Here is an 18,393-nt window from a genome sequence, read left to right as displayed (position 1 = left end):
CTGGGAGAGGTGGCAATGCGAAGCATTGACGGAGAGGGCAAGGCCGTGTATCGATTTGGAAAGGAAGGAATCCCCCATGGCTGACAACACGTTCAATTTCGATCTCGACGCACCCGCAGTCCCCACCCTGACCCTCGACCCGGTGGACGCCCCTGCGGAGGAAAAGCAGCCGGAGCCTGCCGAGGCCCCCGCGCCCGAGCAGCAGGTCAGGCTGACCCCCGAGGAACAGGCGATGGTGGACTCCTTCGCCCAGAAGATCGACATCACCAACAGCCAGCAGGTGCTCCAGTACGGCTCTGCCTGCCAGAAGAAGATCGGCGACTTCTCGGAGGCGGCCCTTTCTAAGGTGTCCACCAAAGATCTCGGCGAGGTGGGCGGCATGATCACCGACCTCATCGGCGAGCTGAAGAGCTTCGACGCCGCCGAGGAGGAAAAAGGCATCCTCGGCTTCTTCAAGAAAAAGGGCAGTCAGCTCGACAGCATGAAGACCAAGTACAACAAGGCCGAGACGAATGTCGAGACCATCCAGTCTGCCCTCGAGAAGCATCAGGTGCAGCTGCTCAAGGACATCGCCATGCTGGATAAGATGTACGATCTGAACATGGCCTACTTCAAAGAGCTGAGTATGTATATCCTCGCCGGCAAGAAAAAGCTGGCCGATTTCCGCGCAAACGAGCTGCAGCAGGCCATGGATAAAGCCAAGGCCTCCGGCCAGCCCGAGGATGCGCAGAAAGCCCGCGACCTCGCCGACCAGTGCGAGCGGTTCGAGAAAAAGCTCTATGACCTCGAGCTGACCCGCACCATCAGCTTACAAATGGGTCCCCAGATCCGGCTCCTGCAGAACAACAACTCCATGATGGCCGAAAAGATCCAGTCCACCATCGTCAACACCATCCCCCTGTGGAAGAACCAGATGGTGCTGGCGCTGGGTCTGGCACACAGCCAGCAGGCCATGCAGGCCGAGCGCGCCGTCACCGACATGACCAACGAGCTGCTGAAGAAGAACGCCGACGCCCTCAAGATGGGCACCATCGAGACGGCCAAGGAGTCCCAGCGCGGCGTGGTGGACATCGAGACCCTGCAGCAGACCAACAAGAGCCTCATCGAGACGCTGGACGAGCTGAACAAGATCCAGCGCGAGGGCCGCACAAAGCGTGCCGCCGCCGAGCAGGAGCTGACCCGCATCGAAGATGAGCTGAAACAGAAGATGATGGAGATCCGGAGCTGAAATGGCAAACGCAGATTTTTCCAGACAACCGAATACGACCGGCGGCTTTGACGCTTCCAGCTACCGTGCCGCAAAGCCCGCCGAGGAGGAAGTGCGGCTGACACCCCTCCAGCAGAAGCTGGCCGGTCTTGAAAAGGCCCTGCCCGCCGCGCTGGGCAGGCAGGCTGTGGCCGTCCTCCTGAGCATCGTGGTGATGCTGGGATGCTTTGTCGGCTTTGGCGGAGCGAAGGTCCGGTCCAAGTACGCTGCGGCCAAGGGCTGGTTCTCCACCGGCGTGGCCGCAGACAGCGGCTATACCCTGAATGAGGAATTGACCACACGGCTCAACACGGCCGCCAACATCATCACCACGGCGTCCAATACGCTGGGCGCTGACAGCGCCGAGGTGCAGACGGCTCAGGCCGCGCTGGACTCCTTTTCCGCCTGCCTCGGGGCGGTGCAGTCCGACGGCAAAACCCACGCACCGGACTCTCTGAGCGTCTATACCGGCGGCAGGATGCATATGCTCTACCAGTCGAACGAGGCGCTGGGCACAGCCATCGGCCAGCTCTACGCGAAACTGCAGGAGCAGGCCGCAGACCCCATGAAGATGGGCGCGGTGCAGGGGCAGTACAGCCAGTTCAACAGCGCCCAGACCATCCTCAGCAACCTGCATTATAATGACGCAGTCCAGAGCTATCAAAGCGACGTCGGCGGCTTCCCGGCCAATTTGCTGGGCAGGCTGTTCGGCGTACAGGAGGTGGAACTTTTCGCATGAAGACGATGAAAACGCTCTCCCGCCGGATGGCGGCCCTGTTCCTTGTTGTCGTGGTGGGCCTCACGGCGCTGGCCCCGGCAGCTTCTGCTGCCGCCATCCAGCTGCCCAGCCTGCCGAAGGACAAGTGCGTCGTGGACGACGCCGGTGTCCTGAGCGACAGCACCACCACCGAGCTTGAGACCATCAACGCACAGCTCTCGGCCAGCTGTGACGGTGCACAGATCGGCGTGCTGACCGTGGATTACACCGGCAGCGCCACCACCGAGGACTACGCCACAGCGGCCTTCAACGCTTGGGGCATCGGCAGCGCCAGCAAGAACAACGGCGTGCTCATCCTGCTGGTGATGCAGTCGGCCCAGTACGCCGACGGCGACTACTACCTGACCTATGGCGACGGCTTCCGCAGCACCATGCTGGCCGATCAGGCAAGCACCCTCGTGCAGACGATGGAGGACGACTTCGCCTCCAAGAAGTACGACGCCGCCGTCCTCACCTGCGCCACCAATGTGGCAAACACCATTGCGGAGGTCTATGGCGTCAGCCTGAACGGTGCCACCATTTCTCCCGACGGAAGTGCAGTCCCGAACCCCAGCCATCCGGCACACGCCTCTTTGGGAAACATCATCGGAGGGCTTTTTGAGCTGCTGGCTTATATCATCGTGACCATCGCCCTCTTCTTTGTCTTCATCACCCCCCTCGGCCACTCCTTTGGCTGGTACTGGGGTCCCTTCGGCTGGTTCGGCGCACGGCGGCGCAGAGGCCCCCGTCCTCCGCGCGGCCCTTACGATGGCTTCGGCCCCGGCGGCGGTTTCTACGGCGGTCCCCGCGGCCCGAGAGGCCCGCGCGGGCCTCGGCCTCCCCGTGGAGGCGGTTTCGGAGGCTTTGGCGGTATGGGCGGCGGCTCCGGTTTCGGCGGAGCTGGCCGCAGCGGCGGCAGCTTTGGCGGCATGGGCGGCGGCAGCAGCCACGGCGGCGGCGCAGGACGCGGACGCTGAACATTTTTTGACCCTAGAGCGAACCACCAGCGCGGCAGATGCGATCTCGTATCACATCTGCCGCGCTGGTGTTATTTTTTGCCTTTTCCTCCTCCGCCCTTCCATCCTCTCAAAATCATGCCCTTCAGAAACTTATGCAAGATAACTGATATATTTCAATACTTTCTTTAAAAAACTAGGACATTTTTCATCTGCTGTTGAAATTTTGTAAAATCTTTACTATACTTTAGCCATCTTACGGAGCGCACTACCTGCGAAGGGATGCGTCCTTCAACCCGCACGAAGTGTAAGGAGTATTGTATCATGAAAAAAATCACTCGCCGTCAGTTTCTCACCTCTGCCGGTGCGACCTCTGCCGCACTGCTCCTTTCCAGCCTGCCTCATGCAGCAGCCGCAGACGAGAATTGCCTGCGCAAGGTCACTCCTGCTGCTACCAACTCCAACGACCTGTCTTGGGACATGGCCGAAGAGATCCTGACCCACATTTCTGACCCCGTATTCCCTGCCTACACGGTCAATGTTCTGGACTACGGCGCCGTCCCCAACGACGGTAAACTGGACACCGCAGCCATCCAGCGCGCCATCGACGAGACCAGCGCCCACGGCGGCGGCACGGTCGTCATCCCTTCCGGTGTGTATGACGTCGGCGCCATCACCCTCAAGAGCAACGTCAACCTGCATCTGGAAAGCAAGGACACCATCCTGCGCTTCACCCGGGACATCACCCCGGCCAACTACCCGCTGGTGTTCGCCCACTACGAAGGCTCCAAGCTGTACAACTGGAGCCCGCTGATCTACGCCTATCAGCAGGAGAACATCGCTCTGACCGGCAAGGGCACCCTCGATGGTCAGGCCGACAAGAACAACTGGTGGAACTGGTCCCGTACCGTCAACCCGGACGGCACCATCACCAAGCCCGGCAACAACGACGTCAAGCTGCTGCGCAAGATGACCGACAACGGCACCCCCGCAGAGGAGCGTATCTTCGGCGAAGGCCACTATCTGCGTCCCAACTTCTACCAGCCCATCGAGTGCACCAACGTCCTGATCGAGGGCGTCACCATCGCCAACTCTCCCATGTGGGAGCTGAACCCCGTCCTCTGCACCAACTTTACCGCCCGCGGCGTCACCATCGACACCCACGGCTACAACAACGACGGCTGTGACCCCGAAAACTGCAACTACGTCCTGATCGAGAACTGCTTCTTCAACACCGGTGACGACTGCATCGCCGTCAAGGCCGGCCGCAACCGCGATGGCCGTGAGCTGGGCGAAGCCGGTCATCCCACTCAGAACCTCATCATCCGCAACAACACCTTCGCAGACGGCCACGGCGGCATCGCCTGCGGCAGCGAGATGAGCGGCGGCATCAAGAACCTGTTCGCAGACAACAACACCTTCGACAGCCCCACTCTGAACTATGCCCTGCGCTTCAAGACCAATGCAGAGCGCGGCGGCGCTGTGGAGAACATCTATCTGCGCAACTCCAAGGTCAAATCCGTCGGCAACGCCGTCGTCCACGCCACCATGCTGTACGATGTAGGCCGTGATGGTGATTATCTGCCTCAGTTCAAGAACATCACCATCGAGAACCTGACCAGCAGCGGCGGCGAGTACGGCATCTTCATGGAAGCCTTTGAGGAAGTTCCCATCACCGGTCTGGTGTTCCGCAATGTGAACATCTCCAACGTCGGCACCGACATCCGCGCTCTGAACTGGGAAGACCCCGTCATGGAGAACGTGACCATCAACGGCAAGACCTACCCCCGTCCCGTGGAGACCAAGATCCTCGGCGTTCCTGTCCCGGGCCAGCGCATTGAGGGCAGCTCCACCCTGCTGGGCGGCGAAGATACCGACCTGAGCAGCAAGTGGCTGATCTCGGACAGCGCCGACGGCGATTATCATTTCTTCCGCATCCGCCGCAGCTATGCGGTTCCCTCTTATCTGGCCGGAAAGTACATCAAGTTCGTCTCCACCGACCGGAGCGGCAATCAGGACGCCAGCATCCCCTACAAGGTGCTGCGGAGCGCCGAGATCGCCGGCACCACCAATGATGCTGAGCTGCTGCGCGCTGCCTCCAAGGGTTACATCGACGAGAACGACGCACTCGACCTGAACCGCCCCATCACCAAGCGCGAATGCGCCAAGATGCTGGGCAAGCTGTGGAATCTGACCGCCCCGTCTGCACCGGTCACGATCTCCGACGTCCCCGCAAGCGACCCGGATTACGGCGTCATCGCCGCTGTGGTCGAGGCCGGCATGATCGAGCTGAAGGACCCCACCAGCGCCATCGCACAGGGCACTCTGTACAACGCCGGTGTCACCAGCTCTGAAGGTGCAAAGCGCACCGCTTTCCTGCCCGATGCCACCATCGACCGCGACGAGATGGGCCACATCGCTCTGCTGTCCTGCGGCGTGCCTTACAACGAGACGCTGGGCACTCAGCCGAAGTTCGACGACGCCAGCCAGATCGAATCCGTGTACGAGGACAACGTGGGTGCCAGCGCCTACTTCGGCTTTGTCACCGCCAAGACCGGCAACAGCTACCTGCCCAAGGAAAAGACCACTCTGGAAGATCTGATCCGCATCGTGGAGCGCATCTCCGACTTCTCCAACAAATAATTTTTCCAGCCTCCTCCTAACTCCTCCCCGCCGGAAGCATCCCGCGTGCTCCCGGCGGGGAGTTTTGTATCCCTGCTGAAACGACGCACAAAAAGGGGCTGCTGCACAAGGATAAAACCCGGTGCAACAGCCCCTTTTTCTTGCTTTCTCAGCATAAATTGGTGTTCTAAAAATCAATATGCTTCATCCGGTTCGGTAGGTGCTGCGGTAATATCGCGGTAGAACGTGGCCCATGCAGCTTCCTCATAGGGGCGCACGAAGAAAAAGCCAATGCTCAATGGAATTGCCAGCAGAAGAACAATGGAAATTGCCATCGCTTCCGAACCGGAGAAATTGTTTAGAAATAGGAAATAGCCGGCATACAGCGGCAGCGCACAGAGCAGCTCCCAGCCAATGAAGCTGAGATCCAGACAAAACAGCCGCCATTTGTTGCCGCCCATGATCCGCCGGGATTCTGTGATTGCTTCATTTGCGGTCAGCGAAGGATGCTCGGCCATGATGTAAGGTGTCATCGCATAGCTGTATATTTTCACGATTCCCGGAATCACCAACAGCAGCGACCAGAGGACGATGTACAGTCCCTGCAGGATCTTCATGCAGAAGCCATCCCACAGACGGTCTTTCTGCGAGAACAGATCCGAGAAGGCCGCATCTTTTCCATCCACAAGGTTCAGATTAAAACGAGCATATCCCAGCTGAACTGCACCGCCCACGATCAGTTGGAGGATCGCCCACAGGCCAATGCCGGCAAGCAGAACAGCAAGCAGCCGACCGCCGTTGGGCTGGGAGAACAGTTCAAAATGGATGTCCGTTCCCTGCTTGGAATTGGATGCGATGCTGTTGGAACTGCTCGAAATGGTAGCACCGAGCGCACTGGCAGCAATGCCTGTCAGAACAGCAGTTTTCCATTTTCCACGCAGGGCATCGAGAGCGAGCATACGATAGTCGGCAGATACTTTCATAAAAGCAACCTCCTGTCTGAAAACGGCAAGGATGTGAGAAAAGGGAGATGATATGCCACTTTAATTTATCGCAAGGCAAGAAATTAGTGCAACATGAAAACAGCATATTTGCGATATGCAATTCAACGCTGTTGCTGTTGCATTAAAAAGTTGAATTGCTATAGATACGTTTGAAGCGTTAAAAAAATTGCGACAGGAATGGAAAAAGCGGATGGTTCGATAGAATCTTTCGCTGATGACACCTTCAAGCGAAAATAACTCTGGCCTTTTTTTGCTGAGCGGTCATCTTATTTGATGCAGGTAGAGCAAGGGCTGTAGCCTGCGGCCACAGCCTCGTCGTAGCTGGAGAAGAGGATCTGATTCTTCTCCGCCGGGAGATTCGGGCAGCTGGGCAGGTGGAACTTTTTGCTGTTCACGTTTCCGATGTAGGCCTGCTGGGCGGTGCTGGACGCCGCCGGGTCGGTGGGGTTCAGCTCGGCGTCGGTGGCATAGTGCTCGGTGGCCACCGTGTAGTTCTGGCCGTCGCTGGACACCGTGATGGTTCCCAGAAGGTCGGTGCGGTAGACGTCCACGCCAGCATCCCGCAGGATGCTCAGGGTCTCCTCGTGGGGGTGGCCGTATTTGTTGTTGACCCCGCAGGAAATGATGCCCATTTCGGGCAGGACGGCGTTCAGGAAAACATAGCTCGTAGAGGTGCTGGAACCGTGGTGTCCCACCTGCAAGACGTCCACCTTGAGGTTCGCGCCGCTGGCCACAAGGTCGCGCTCGGCGTCGGCCTCCATGTCGCCTGTCAGCAGAAAGCTGGTCGCGCCGTAGTCGATGCGCAGGACGATGGAGGTGTCGTTGGTTTCCTCATACTGGGCCACCGGGCCAAGCATGGTCACGGTGGCGCTGCCCAGCGCCCACTGGGTGCCCACCGTGGGCACCTCGACTTGGAGGTTCTGCTGCTGGGTGTACTTGACGAAGTCCTTGAAGCACTTGGTGGAGGCCTCAGTCACGGGGCTGTAGACGTGGTAGGCCGGGAAGTAGGCCAGCGCAGCGGCCAGACCTCCCACATGGTCCTCGTGGGCGTGGGAGCAGAAGACGTATTCCAGCTGCTCGACCCCCTGACTCTGCAAGTAGGAGACGACCAGACTGCCGTCGTCCACATTGCCGCCGTCATAGAGCATGAACTGTCCGTCGCACTCCACCAAGACGCTGAGGGCCTGCCCCACATCGATGAAGTGCATCTGGAAGGCGGCGTCCTGTCCGTCGGCCGGGACGGTCTGGGAGGCGGCAGGGTTCGGGATGAGGTCGGCGCTGCCGCCGGGGAGGGCGGAGGAGGTGTCACAGCCCACAAGACCCAGCACAAGGGCCGCTGCAAGCGCCAGCGCCGCAAGCCGGCTCATGAGCTTTCGGGCGGTCACTTTTTCTTTTTTGAAGTTTTCCACGATGCGTTCTCTTTCTGTTGATTATTTTTCGGTTTGTGCGCCGGGGCAGAGTGGGGCGCAAAGCGTGCGCCGGGGCTGGGCTGGCGGCCCGCCGGATTGCGGCCCGCCGGGCTGCTGCCCTGTGGCTTCGCGTTTTTGCTGCCCTTGCCTCTGGGCCGGACGGTATAGGTGCCGTCCCCGTGGATGGTCACGTCTGCGGCCTCCGCCCTGCGGGCCGAGCGCTGGACGGCGATGCGGCCCGCAGCGGGCACCAGCAGGGGGATCAGGTCCTCCCGGTGGGTCATCTTCAGCGCCTTGATGACCTTTTCCGCGTTGCGCGGCTCATAGTACTGGAGCAGGGCACGCTGCAGGGCCTTGCCCTCGGCGGTCTTTTCCACGAACACAGGCTTGAGGGTGTAGGGGTCGAGGCCGGTGTAGAACATACAGGTGCTCACCGTGCCGGGGGTGGGATAGAAATCCTGCACCTGCTCGGGGCGCATATGGTTCTTATAAAGGTACTCTGCCAGATAGACGGCATCCTTGAGGGTGCTGCCCGGGTGGCTGGACATGAGGTAGGGCACGAGGTACTGCTTTTTGCCCGCCTTCTTGCTCAGCTCGTAGAACTTGTCCTTGAACTTGTTGAAGGTCTCGATGGGGGGCTTGCCCATGTAGGCGAGGGTGTTGGGGGCGCAGTGCTCGGGCGCGACCTTCAGCTGGCCGGAAACGTGGTACTCCACCAGCTCCTTGAAGAAGGTGTCGTCGGGGTCGGCCATCAGGTAGTCAAAGCGGATGCCGCTGCGGATAAAGACCTTCTTGACGCCGGGCAGCTCCCGGACGCGGCGGAGGATCTTCAGATAGTCGCTGTGGTCCACGATCATGTGAGAGCAGGTGGTGGGGGCAAGACAGTGCTTGCCGCCGCTGCACATACCGCGCAGCATCTGCTCCCGGCAGGACGGGAAGCGGAAGTTGGCCGTCGGGCCGCCGATGTCATGGATGTAGCCCTTGAAATCCGGCTCGTGGGTCATCCGCTCTGCCTCGGCCACGATGCTGTCGGCGCTGCGGCTGGTGACGCGCCGCCCCTGATGCAGCTGGATGGCACAGAAGTTGCAGCCGCCGAAGCAGCCGCGGTTCTGGATGATGGAGAACTGCACCTCGCGGATGGCAGGCACGCCGCCCATGGCCTCGTAGATGGGGTGGTAGCGGCGGGTGTAGGGCAGGGCGTAGACCTTATCCAGCTCCCAGCGAACGAGGGGCTTGGCGGGGATGTTCTGGACGAGGTACTTTTCGCTCTGCTTCTGGACGATGATATTGCCGCTGACGACATCCTGATTGTCCATCTGGATGCGGCAGGCCTTGGCGTAGGCCACCTTATCGGAGGCCACCTTCTTGAAGCCGGCACACTCCACATACCGCTCGGGCAGGTGGTCGAAGTCGGTCATGTAGCAGGTACCATCCACGTCGGTGATGCTCTCCACCGGCTCTCCTGCCGCCAGACGGCGAGCGATCGCCACGGTCTGGTGCTCGCCCATGCCGAAGCTGATGATGTCCGCACCCGAGTCCTCGGCGATGCTGGGCAGGACGGTGTCCAGCCAGTAGTCGTAATGGGCGAATCGGCGCAGCGAGGCCTCGAGGCCGCCCAGAATGACGGGCAGATCGGGGTAAGCCTGCTTTGCAAGTCTGGTGTAGACGGTGGCGCTGCGGTCGGGCCGTGCGCCGCCCTTGCCGCCGGGGGAGTACTCGTCCTCGGCGCGGGGGATCTTGGCGACCGAGTAATGGCTGACCATGCTGTCTACGTTGCCGCCGCCGATGAAGAAACCGTACTTCGGCTTGCCGAACCGCTTGAAGTCCTCGCAGTCGCTGTAGCGGGGCTGGGCCAGCACGCCCACCTTGTAGCCCTCGGCTTCCAGCAGACGGCTGATGATAGCGGTGCCGAAACTGGGGTGGTCCACATAGGCGTCGCCGCCCACCACCACAAAGTCCAGCTGTTCCCACCCCCGGGCCTCCATGTCGGCCCGGCTGATGGGGAGAAATTCGGTGTAATGTTCCATAGTTATCCTTTATCTCTCTTGTTAAACAATACCTGCCCGGCGCGCCAGCGGCTTTTCTAACAGGGAAGCTGGCAAAACTGGAAGGCTTTGACTGAGCGGTCATTCATCCGGCTGATTCATCTGCATCTCCAGCCACTGCTGGCGGCTGATGAGGACAGCGCGGGGCTTCGCGCCCTCGTAAGGGCCGATGATGCCTTTTTCTTCCATTTCGTCCATGATGCGGGCGGCGCGGGCGTAGCCCAGCTTGCAGCGGCGCTGCAGAAGGCTCGTAGACGCCTGACCGGCGTCGATGACCACCTCCACAGCCTGCTTGAGCATCGGGTCGCTGCCGCCCTCCTCATCGGAGTCGGCAGAGCCGCTGCCCTTCTTGCCGTCCTGAATGGCGTGTTTTTCCATCGCCTCGATCATGGCCTCGTCGTACTGGACGGTGGCGCTCTTCTTGATGAAGTCCAGCACCCGGCTGATCTCCTCATCCCGCACAAAAGTGCCTTGGATGCGGGTGGGCTTGGGTGCGCCCACCGGCATAAAGAGCATATCACCCATACCCAGCAGCTTTTCGGCACCGGCACCGTCGAGGATGGTGCGGCTGTCCACCTGACTGGACACGGCGAAAGCGATGCGGCTGGGGATATTGGCTTTGATGAGGCCGGTGATGACGTCCACGCTGGGGCGCTGGGTGGCTACGATGAGGTGCATACCGGCCGCTCGGGCCTTCTGGGCGATGCGGCAGATGGAGTCCTCCACATCCTTGCCGACCACCATCATCAGGTCGGCCAGCTCGTCGATGATGATGGCGATGTAGGGCATCTTCTCGAGGTTCGGGTCGTTGGCTGCCAGCTTGTTGAAGGATTTGATGTCGCGGACATTGTTCTCGGCAAAGAGGTGGTAGCGGCGCTCCATCTCCTGCACCGCGCCGCCCAGTGCGCCTGCCGCCTTGCGCGGCTCGGTGACGACGGGCATCAGCAGGTGGGGGATGCCGTTATACTCCGCCAGCTCGACCACCTTGGGGTCGATGAGCAGGAGCTTGACGTCCTCGGGGCTGGAACGGAAGAGCAGGCTCATGATGATGCTGTTGACACAGACCGATTTGCCGCTGCCAGTGCTGCCCGCGATGAGCAGATGGGGCATCTTGCACAGGTCGGCCACCTGCGCCACACCGGCGATGTCCTTGCCCAGCGCGATGCCCAGCGGCGAGGTCATCCGCAGGAAGCTCTGGCTCTCGAAGACGCTGCGGATGTAGACCGGCGTTTTCTTGTGGTTGGGCACCTCGATGCCCACGGCGGGCTTGCCGGGGATGGGGGCCTCCATACGGACATCGGCCACCGCGAGGTTCAGGGCGATGTCGTCCGCCAGCGAGGTGATGCGGCTGATCTTGACGCCCGCCATCGGCTGCACCTCATACCGTGTGACCGACGGGCCGCGGGAAATGTCCAGCACACGGGTGCGGACGCCGAAGCTCTCCAGCGTGTCCACCAGCTTCTGGGCGTTGGCCTTCAGCTCATCCTCCGCGCCGGGGTCGCCCTCGTCGGGAGCACGCTCGAACAGCTCGATGGAGGGGTACTGATACTGGAAGCTCTCTTCCGTCTCGGCCTCCTCTGCGGGGGCCTTCGCGGCCTGCTCCTCCGAGACGGCGGGCTTTTCCATGGCCGCCGCCACCAGCGTGTTGAGGTCTTTTTCCTCCACCGGTTCGCTGGTGATGCTGATCCAGCCGTCCTCATCCGGCTCCGAGCGGAAGGCCGCAGCATTCTCGGCACTGACCGGCTGCGGGGCAGCCTCCGGCGCAGGCGTCGGCTCATAGAGCGGGATGCCGAAGGAGAGCGGCGGCTCCGGAGTTTCGTCCTCCTCCACCGGGGCAGCGGGCGTCACGGTCGGCGCGGCAGGCGGTTCCGGTTGGGCCGCAAAGAAATCTTCGGCGGCGGTGTCCACCGCATCCGGCACGATGGGGGTCACGGTGGCGCGGATGGGTGCACGACGGAGCGGGTCCATCCCAAAGGTCCCGCCGGGGCCGAGGATGATCGGCTCGATGGGTTCGCTGCCGCCCTCGGTGACGGTCGTATGGTCCGGGCCGAGGTCGATGTCAAAGGGGGCGCGGGGCCGGGGCTTTTCCACCTGCACCGGGACAGGCTCGGGCTGAGGCGGGGCGGGCTCGGCCGGCGCAGGTGCGGCCGGCCCGCCGCCCTGCATCATCTGATGGCCCCAGTGGAAGACGCCAGCCAGCCAGCCGGGAGGCTGGATGTGGAACGCCGGAGCCTCCGGCTCTTCTTCGCTGTAGTCTTCCTCGTCCTCGGGGAAGTCATCGTCATACCCATCGTACTCCTCCGCTTCGGCCTCTTCTGCCGCGCGGGCCGCAAGGCGCTCGGCACGGCGGGCGGCGTTCTGCTCGTGGACCGCGAGGCCCTTTTCGTGGACGCTGCCGCCCACATTGCAGAGCCACTGCCAGCACTCGGCGGGGGTGATGTCAAAGATGTACAGGCTGGCGCAAGCCGCCAGCGCCGCCATGACCAAGTTAGCGGCAGGCCTGCCGCAGAGCAGCAGGAGCGTCCCGCCCAGCACAGCACCCAGTGCGCCGCCCGAGAGCCATGCACTCATCCCATTCTGATAGCAGGCGGCGGTCATCTGCGCGGCGGTCTGGTCGGCGGGGATGTCCGAAAAGACGATGACCGTGCCGCTGGCGAAGATGAGGCCCAGCATAAGCTTGGCGATGTGGGGCAGGAGGTCTTCGCCCCGGGTGTAGAGGATGGCCAGATAGCACAGCGCCGCCCCCACCACAAAGCTTCCACAGCCGAACAGGCCGAACAGAACGTCGTGCATCGTGCGCCATGCCGAGCTGCCCGGCACGAAGGCCAGCGCCATGAGCACCAGCCCTGCAAACAGGGTGACAAGCCCCGCTGGCATCCGGTCCTGCGACCGTTTTTTGCGGCGCGAGGCGCTGCCCCGCGCGGAAGTTCTGCGTTTTCTTTTTGCCATGATCCCTAAAAACCGTTCCTTATCTTATATATAGAAGCAGGGCGCGCCCGAGGCGGCTCTGTCGGTGACGATGGAAGAATCCCGATACGATTCGATTCTTTCATTGTACCACGGGAAAAGTCAAATGGCAATTTATTTCCCCTCGATTTCTCGGTAGAGCCACGCCAGCGCATCCGACAGCCCGCCCAGCTCGTCGATGAGCTTTTCCCGCACGGCTTTCCGGCCGTCCAGCACGGTACCCACATCCATGACCAGCTCGCCGGTGCGCATCATCAGCTCGGTGTACCGCTTTTCCGAGATGCCGCTGTGGGCCGCGACAAAGCCGGTGATCCGCTCCTGCATCTGCTCGAACCAGCGCATGGTCTGGGGCACGCCCAAGATCATCCCCGAGTGGCGGACGGGGTGGACCGTCATGGTGGCGGTGGGCACGATGAAACTCCGCTGGGCGCTGACGGCCAGCGGGATGCCGATGGAGTGGCCTCCGCCCAGCACCACCGCCGCACTGGGCTTCGAGATGCTGGCGATGAGTTCGGCCAGCGCAAGCCCTGCCTCCACATCTCCGCCCACGGTGTTGAGCAGCACCAGCAGCCCCTCGATGGCAGGGTCTTCCTGCACAGCCACCAGCTGGGGGATGACGTGCTCATACTTGGTGGTCTTCTGGCCCTGCGGGGCTTCCACATGGCCCTCCACCTGCCCGATGACAGTCAGACAGTGGATGGCGTGAGCGCCCCGGGTGCGGTAGATGCTGCCCATGTCCTCGATCTGCTCTTTTTCCAATCGCTGCTGCTCCACGGGGATATTTTTCTCTTCCTGTGCCATTCTCTGCGCCCTCCTTTTTGCTTCATTTCAGCTTGTCCGGCATTCCTGTCGGTTATGCTTCGGCAAAGATTTCTTTGCTTTTGCAAAAAATTGCGCCAAAGGATTTGACATTCTCGCTTCACGATGTATACTTTATACTAGAGATAAGATTGTCAAATAAGTATCATTATTGTACGGAAAAGTACACATCTATTCCTTGCCGGAGCGCCCTGCCGCTGCGCACCTCTCCCCCGGCGATCCTGCGGACAAAAAGAAAGGAGAACTCCCTATGAATACTCCCGGCAAAGCTTCCCTGCCCGTCATCAAGCGTCTGCCCAAATATTATCGCTACCTGCGCACCCTGAAAAACGACGGCATCACCAGCATCTCGTCCCGCGAGCTGGCCGCCCAGATGGGCACCACCGCCTCGCAGGTGCGGCAGGACTTCAACTGCATCGGCGATGTGAATGGCCGTCAAGGCATCGGCTATTCGGTAGAGAACCTGCTGAACATCCTTGAGGACCTGCTCTTCGGCAACGGTGACCGTCTGCCCACCATCCTCATCGGCTGCGGCCGTCTGGGCAAGGCCGTGAGCCGCTTTATCACCACCGACACCAACGGCTATAAGCTCATCGCCGCCTTCGACAACGCCCCCGACGAGGTTGGCAAGGAGATCAACGGCATCCAGATCCTCCACATCGATGAGCTGGAGACGTTCTGCGCCGAGCATCACCCCGAGGTGGCCGTCCTCTGTCTGCCCCGCAGCGGCGCAGAGGAGATCAGTGGCCGTCTGGTGGCGCTGGGGATCCAGGGCTTCTGGAACTTCTCCCACTACGACCTGTCGGTGTCCTACCCCGATGTCGTCGTGGAGAACGTCCATCTCGGCGACAGCCTGATGAGCCTCGGCTACCGGCTGCGCAATCAGGACTGAGCCATCTTACTGCAAAATGCCGACCCTCTCCGTCAGGCTCTGGCTGGGAGGGTCCTTTCATGAGGAGAATTTTTCGACATGGCAAAGCTTTATTTCCGTTACGGCGCAATGAACAGCGGCAAGAGCACCGCGCTGATGCAGGTGGCCCACAACTATGAGGAGCAGGGGATGCGGGTGTTCATCCTCAAACCGAAGGTGGACACCAAGGGCAGCGGCGACCTCGTGAGCCGTCTGGGCGTCCGCCGCCCCGCCGACCTGCTGGTGCCGCCGGATATGGACCTCGTGGAGGCCGTCCGGGCCGCCAGCAGCGAGGGCAAGCCTCTGGCCTGCGTGCTCTGCGACGAGAGCCAGTTCTTTACCGCCGCACAGGCCGAGCAGCTGTTCATGGTGACGGTGGATCTGAACATCCCGGTCATCTGCTACGGCCTGCGCTCCGACTTCTCCCTCAAGGGCTTCCCCGGCTCCACCCGTCTGCTGGAGCTGGCCCATACCATCGAGGAGATGAAGACCATCTGCGCCTGCGGCCGCAAGGCCACCTGCAACTGCCGCAAGGTCAACGGCCGCTTCGTCTTTGAGGGCGAGCAGGTGGCCATCGACCTTCAGAACGACGTCCAGTACGTCAGCATGTGCCCCCAGTGCTATTTCCGGGAGCGCCGCGCTTTCTATGCCGCCCGCCGATGATCGTTTTCCCTGATTTCATGCCGTCCGCACGCCGGGCGGCATTTTTTGTATCTTTTCTTCATCCGTGATATATCAGCCAAGGCCCGATTCGCACGTTTTTTGCGCTATTGATATATCAGTTCATGGCCGGAAGTTTTTGTCATCGTCGCTTTTGATGTATACAACGTCCATTCGGCAAAATATGACTTGGTTACAAAATTCTTGCAAATCCGGCCATTCTTTCCCTGTTGCATCCCAGTTTTCTATGCAAATCGTTGAAGTATACAAGTTGCACAGTTTTTGGCCTCAAGTTTATTCATTATGGCAATGACGTCAAAACCGTGCAAAAAATAAGCGCAATATTTGTTCGTTTTCCGCCGCTATCCCTACAATTTGCATCTTTCTTTTTCTTCTTGCCTTTGGTATCATATTTGTATACAACGGATGCTTTGCAGAGGCGTCCGTGCAAGCAGTTGTTTTTTACATTAGGAGGAGAACGAAAATGAGCAAGGCAATTTCTCGTCGTGACTTTCTGAAGGTCTCCGGCGCTGTGGGCGCTGCCGGCCTTCTGGCCGCATGCGGCGGCTCTGGCAACGCTGGCTCTACCGCCACTTCCACTGCTGCTTCCGCAGCATCCGTGGCCGGCCTGTCTTCTGACCCCGTCACCCTGACCATGAGCTGGTGGGGCGGCGAGTCTCGTCACAACGCCTATCAGGAGGCCATCAAGGCTTTCATGGCCAAGAACAGCACCATCACCATCAACCCCACCTTCGCTGCATGGTCCGGCTGGGAGGATACCATGTCCACCAAGTTCGCAGGCGGCGTCGCTGAGGATGTCTGCCAGATCAACTGGAACTGGCTGTACAACTATTCTAAGAGCGGCCAGACCTTCATCGACCTGAACAGCGTCACGGATTACCTCGACCTGACCCAGTGGGATGAGGCCAAGCTGGCTGCCTGCAATGTGGCAAATGCTCAGCAGTGCGTGCCCGTCTCCATGACTGGCCGTATCTTCTACTGGAACAAGACCACCTTCGACAAGGCCGGCATCTCCTACCCCACTACTCTGGACGAGCTGATGGCTGCCGGCAAGACCTTCCAGGAGAAGCTGGGCGATGACTACTATCCCCTGCATCTGGGCGCATACGACCGTATGATCCTGATGGTCTTCTACCTCGAGTCCAAGTACGGCAAGGACTGGGCAGATCCCACCACCTCCACCCTGAACTACGACGCTGACCAGATCGCCGAGGGCATCGACTTCATCAAGAGCCTCGTCGAGGGCCACGTCATCATGAGCCTGCCCACCTACTACGGCTCCAACGGCGATAACGCTGCTCACCAGTCCAACGAGTGGATTACCGGCAAGCTGGCTGGCTGCTTCGAGTGGGACTCCTCCGCTACCAAGTACGCTGACGCTCTGGACGAAGAGAACAAGGCTGGCTTCACCGTCGGCGACGAGATCAAGTTCGGCGATTACAACGGCGGCTTCTCCAAGGTCTCCATGGGTCTGGCCATCACCAAGACCTGCGCACACCCCGCAGAAGCAGCTACCCTCATCAACTTCCTGCTGAACGAGGAAGAGGGCGCTTCCATCATGGGTTCTGAGTGCGGCATCCCCGCTTCCAAGGCTGGTCTGGCTGCTGCTCAGGCTGCCGGCGCTGTCAAGGAGCTGGTCGCTGAGGCAAACGGCAAGGTCATGGCCTTCGTTTCCAACCAGCTCGACCCCCTGTTCGAGTCCAACGACCTGAAGGCTACCGGCACCGGCGTCTATCAGGAGGTCTTCGACTCTCTGGATTACGACAACGTCTCCGGCGCTGATCTGGTCGATACCCTGCTGGACGGCATGGACGCAGTCGGCTATACCGTCTAATTTCCGCCTCACAGACCTCTCGCGGCCCGCGCACGCGCGGTGTTCGTACGGGCCGCACCGCATAAAAGGGTCTTGCAAGGGGGCATCCTTTCCACCTACGGACGGATGCCCCTTTTTCGCAAGACAGCGATGACATTTTTTTGACAAAAGTATGTCCAAATGATTGCGGTGCACGAGAGATTATCCTTATAAAAGGAGGATTCCCGGATGAAAGAAAGCAAAGCGCCCTCTATCGGGCGTACCCCGGCCCAGAAGTTCATTGACAAATGGCAGGGCCTGTTCTATCTGATCCCTTGGATCATCGGCTTCGTCGTCTTCAAAGCCATCCCGTTCGGCCAGTCTCTGTACTACAGCTTTACGGATATGGACTTCTTCAACGGCATCCATCAGTACGGCATCATGAACTATGTGGACGCCTTCTCCACCCCCAAGATCACCAAGGCGCTCATCACCACCTTCAAGTACAGCTTCATCACGGTGCCCCTGAAGCTGGTGTTCGCACTGTTCATCGCCTACATCCTGAACTTCAAGATCGCCTGCGTGAACCTGTTCCGCACCGTCTACTACATCCCTTCCATCCTCGGCGGCTCTGTTGCCATCGCCGTGCTGTGGAAGGCTGTCTTCCGCGATGACGGTCTGGTCAACACTCTGATCCGTATCCTGACCTTCGGTCATTTTCAGGGTCCCTCTTGGCTGAGTGACCCCAGCTACGCACTGTGGATCATCTGCTTCCTGCGTATCTGGCAGTTCGGCTCCGCCATGGTGCTGTTCCTCGCCGCCCTGAAGGGCGTGCCCGCCGACCTGTACGAGGCTGCCACCATCGACGGCGCAGGCAAGTGGCGTCAGTTCTTCTCCATCACCGTTCCGATGATCACTCCCATTATCTTCTACAATCTGGTCACTCAGATCTGCCAGGCTTTCCAGGAGTTCAATGGCCCGTTCATCATCACCAACGGCGGTCCCCGCGGTTCCACCACCCTCATCTCCATTCTGGTCTACAACTACGCATTCAAGTCCAACCAGATGGGCATGGCTTCCGCACTGGCATGGATCATGTTCGTTATCGTCTGCATCCTGACGATCATCGCCTTCACCAGCCAGAAGAAGTGGGTCTACTACTCGGATGAAAGGTAAGGTGTGACA

Annotated in this window: 13 protein-coding genes; 8 read left to right on the top strand and 5 right to left on the bottom strand. The window is 60.3% G+C overall.

What is annotated here, in order from left to right; all coding sequences use genetic code 11:
* Nucleotides 1–76 precede the first annotated feature (76 nt).
* The 4 genes from ACT8X9_RS00135 to ACT8X9_RS00120 all read left to right on the top strand — a co-directional run bounded on the left by ACT8X9_RS00135 (nucleotide 77) and on the right by ACT8X9_RS00120 (nucleotide 5,602).
* A complete protein-coding gene (locus ACT8X9_RS00135; RefSeq protein WP_444267709.1) occupies nucleotides 77–1,228 on the top strand; it encodes a toxic anion resistance protein in 1,152 nt (383 codons plus the stop codon).
* Between the two features lies 1 nt (nucleotide 1,229).
* A complete protein-coding gene (locus ACT8X9_RS00130) occupies nucleotides 1,230–1,985 on the top strand; it encodes a LemA (protein ID WP_444267708.1) in 756 nt (251 codons plus the stop codon).
* Nucleotides 1,982–2,980, top strand: a complete 999-nt coding sequence (locus ACT8X9_RS00125) for a TPM domain-containing protein (RefSeq protein WP_444267707.1) — start codon at nucleotides 1,982–1,984, stop codon at nucleotides 2,978–2,980. The genes ACT8X9_RS00130 and ACT8X9_RS00125 overlap by 4 nt, the downstream gene beginning before the upstream one ends.
* A 303-nt stretch (nucleotides 2,981–3,283) precedes the next feature.
* Nucleotides 3,284–5,602 carry a glycosyl hydrolase family 28 protein gene (locus ACT8X9_RS00120; RefSeq protein WP_444267706.1) on the top strand — a complete coding sequence of 773 codons (2,319 nt, stop codon included), beginning with the start codon at nucleotides 3,284–3,286 and terminating at the stop codon, nucleotides 5,600–5,602.
* A 173-nt stretch (nucleotides 5,603–5,775) separates the two neighbouring features.
* Here the strand turns inward: ACT8X9_RS00120 and ACT8X9_RS00115 are convergent, their stop codons facing one another.
* From ACT8X9_RS00115 to ACT8X9_RS00095, 5 genes are all read right to left on the bottom strand, one after another.
* Complete coding sequence (locus ACT8X9_RS00115) at nucleotides 5,776–6,564, bottom strand: DUF975 family protein (RefSeq protein WP_227620915.1); 789 nt, start codon at nucleotides 6,562–6,564, stop codon at nucleotides 5,776–5,778.
* A 287-nt stretch (nucleotides 6,565–6,851) separates the two neighbouring features.
* Nucleotides 6,852–7,994: an MBL fold metallo-hydrolase gene (locus ACT8X9_RS00110; RefSeq protein ID WP_444267705.1), complete on the bottom strand. Its 1,143-nt coding sequence runs from the start codon at nucleotides 7,992–7,994 to the stop codon at nucleotides 6,852–6,854.
* Complete coding sequence (locus ACT8X9_RS00105) at nucleotides 7,967–10,021, bottom strand: YgiQ family radical SAM protein (protein ID WP_444267704.1); 2,055 nt, start codon at nucleotides 10,019–10,021, stop codon at nucleotides 7,967–7,969. Before ACT8X9_RS00105 ends, ACT8X9_RS00110 begins: the two co-directional genes overlap by 28 nt.
* 99 nt (nucleotides 10,022–10,120) lie before the next feature.
* Nucleotides 10,121–12,988, bottom strand: coding sequence for a DNA translocase FtsK (locus tag ACT8X9_RS00100; RefSeq protein ID WP_444267703.1), 2,868 nt, complete (start codon nucleotides 12,986–12,988; stop codon nucleotides 10,121–10,123).
* 132 nt (nucleotides 12,989–13,120) lie between these two features.
* Nucleotides 13,121–13,807, bottom strand: coding sequence for a ClpP family protease (locus ACT8X9_RS00095; protein WP_227620911.1), 687 nt, complete (start codon nucleotides 13,805–13,807; stop codon nucleotides 13,121–13,123).
* A 268-nt stretch (nucleotides 13,808–14,075) separates the two neighbouring features.
* On the opposite strand from ACT8X9_RS00095, the gene ACT8X9_RS00090 reads away from it, so the two are divergent.
* The 4 genes from ACT8X9_RS00090 (at nucleotide 14,076) to ACT8X9_RS00075 (ending at nucleotide 18,384) form a co-directional block, all read left to right on the top strand.
* Nucleotides 14,076–14,717, top strand: a complete 642-nt coding sequence (locus tag ACT8X9_RS00090; protein WP_249234117.1) for a redox-sensing transcriptional repressor Rex — start codon at nucleotides 14,076–14,078, stop codon at nucleotides 14,715–14,717.
* Nucleotides 14,718–14,795: 78 nt separating this feature from the next.
* The gene (locus tag ACT8X9_RS00085; RefSeq protein WP_227620909.1) at nucleotides 14,796–15,398 is read left to right on the top strand and encodes a thymidine kinase; all 603 of its coding nucleotides are present in this window, start codon (nucleotides 14,796–14,798) and stop codon (nucleotides 15,396–15,398) included.
* Nucleotides 15,399–15,879: 481 nt separating this feature from the next.
* Nucleotides 15,880–17,250 carry an ABC transporter substrate-binding protein gene (locus ACT8X9_RS00080; protein ID WP_249234115.1) on the top strand — a complete coding sequence of 457 codons (1,371 nt, stop codon included), beginning with the start codon at nucleotides 15,880–15,882 and terminating at the stop codon, nucleotides 17,248–17,250.
* 207 nt (nucleotides 17,251–17,457) lie between these two features.
* Nucleotides 17,458–18,384, top strand: a complete 927-nt coding sequence (locus ACT8X9_RS00075; RefSeq protein ID WP_227620907.1) for a carbohydrate ABC transporter permease — start codon at nucleotides 17,458–17,460, stop codon at nucleotides 18,382–18,384.
* The last annotated feature ends 9 nt before the right edge of the window (nucleotides 18,385–18,393 follow it).

Origin of the sequence: Faecalibacterium sp. (assembly GCF_052358865.1) — a bacterium.
Taxonomy (GTDB): domain Bacteria; phylum Bacillota; class Clostridia; order Oscillospirales; family Ruminococcaceae; genus Faecalibacterium; species Faecalibacterium butyricigenerans.
The sequence above is the reverse complement of the archived record's forward strand: the minus strand, read 5'-3'. Positions and strand labels throughout refer to the sequence as shown.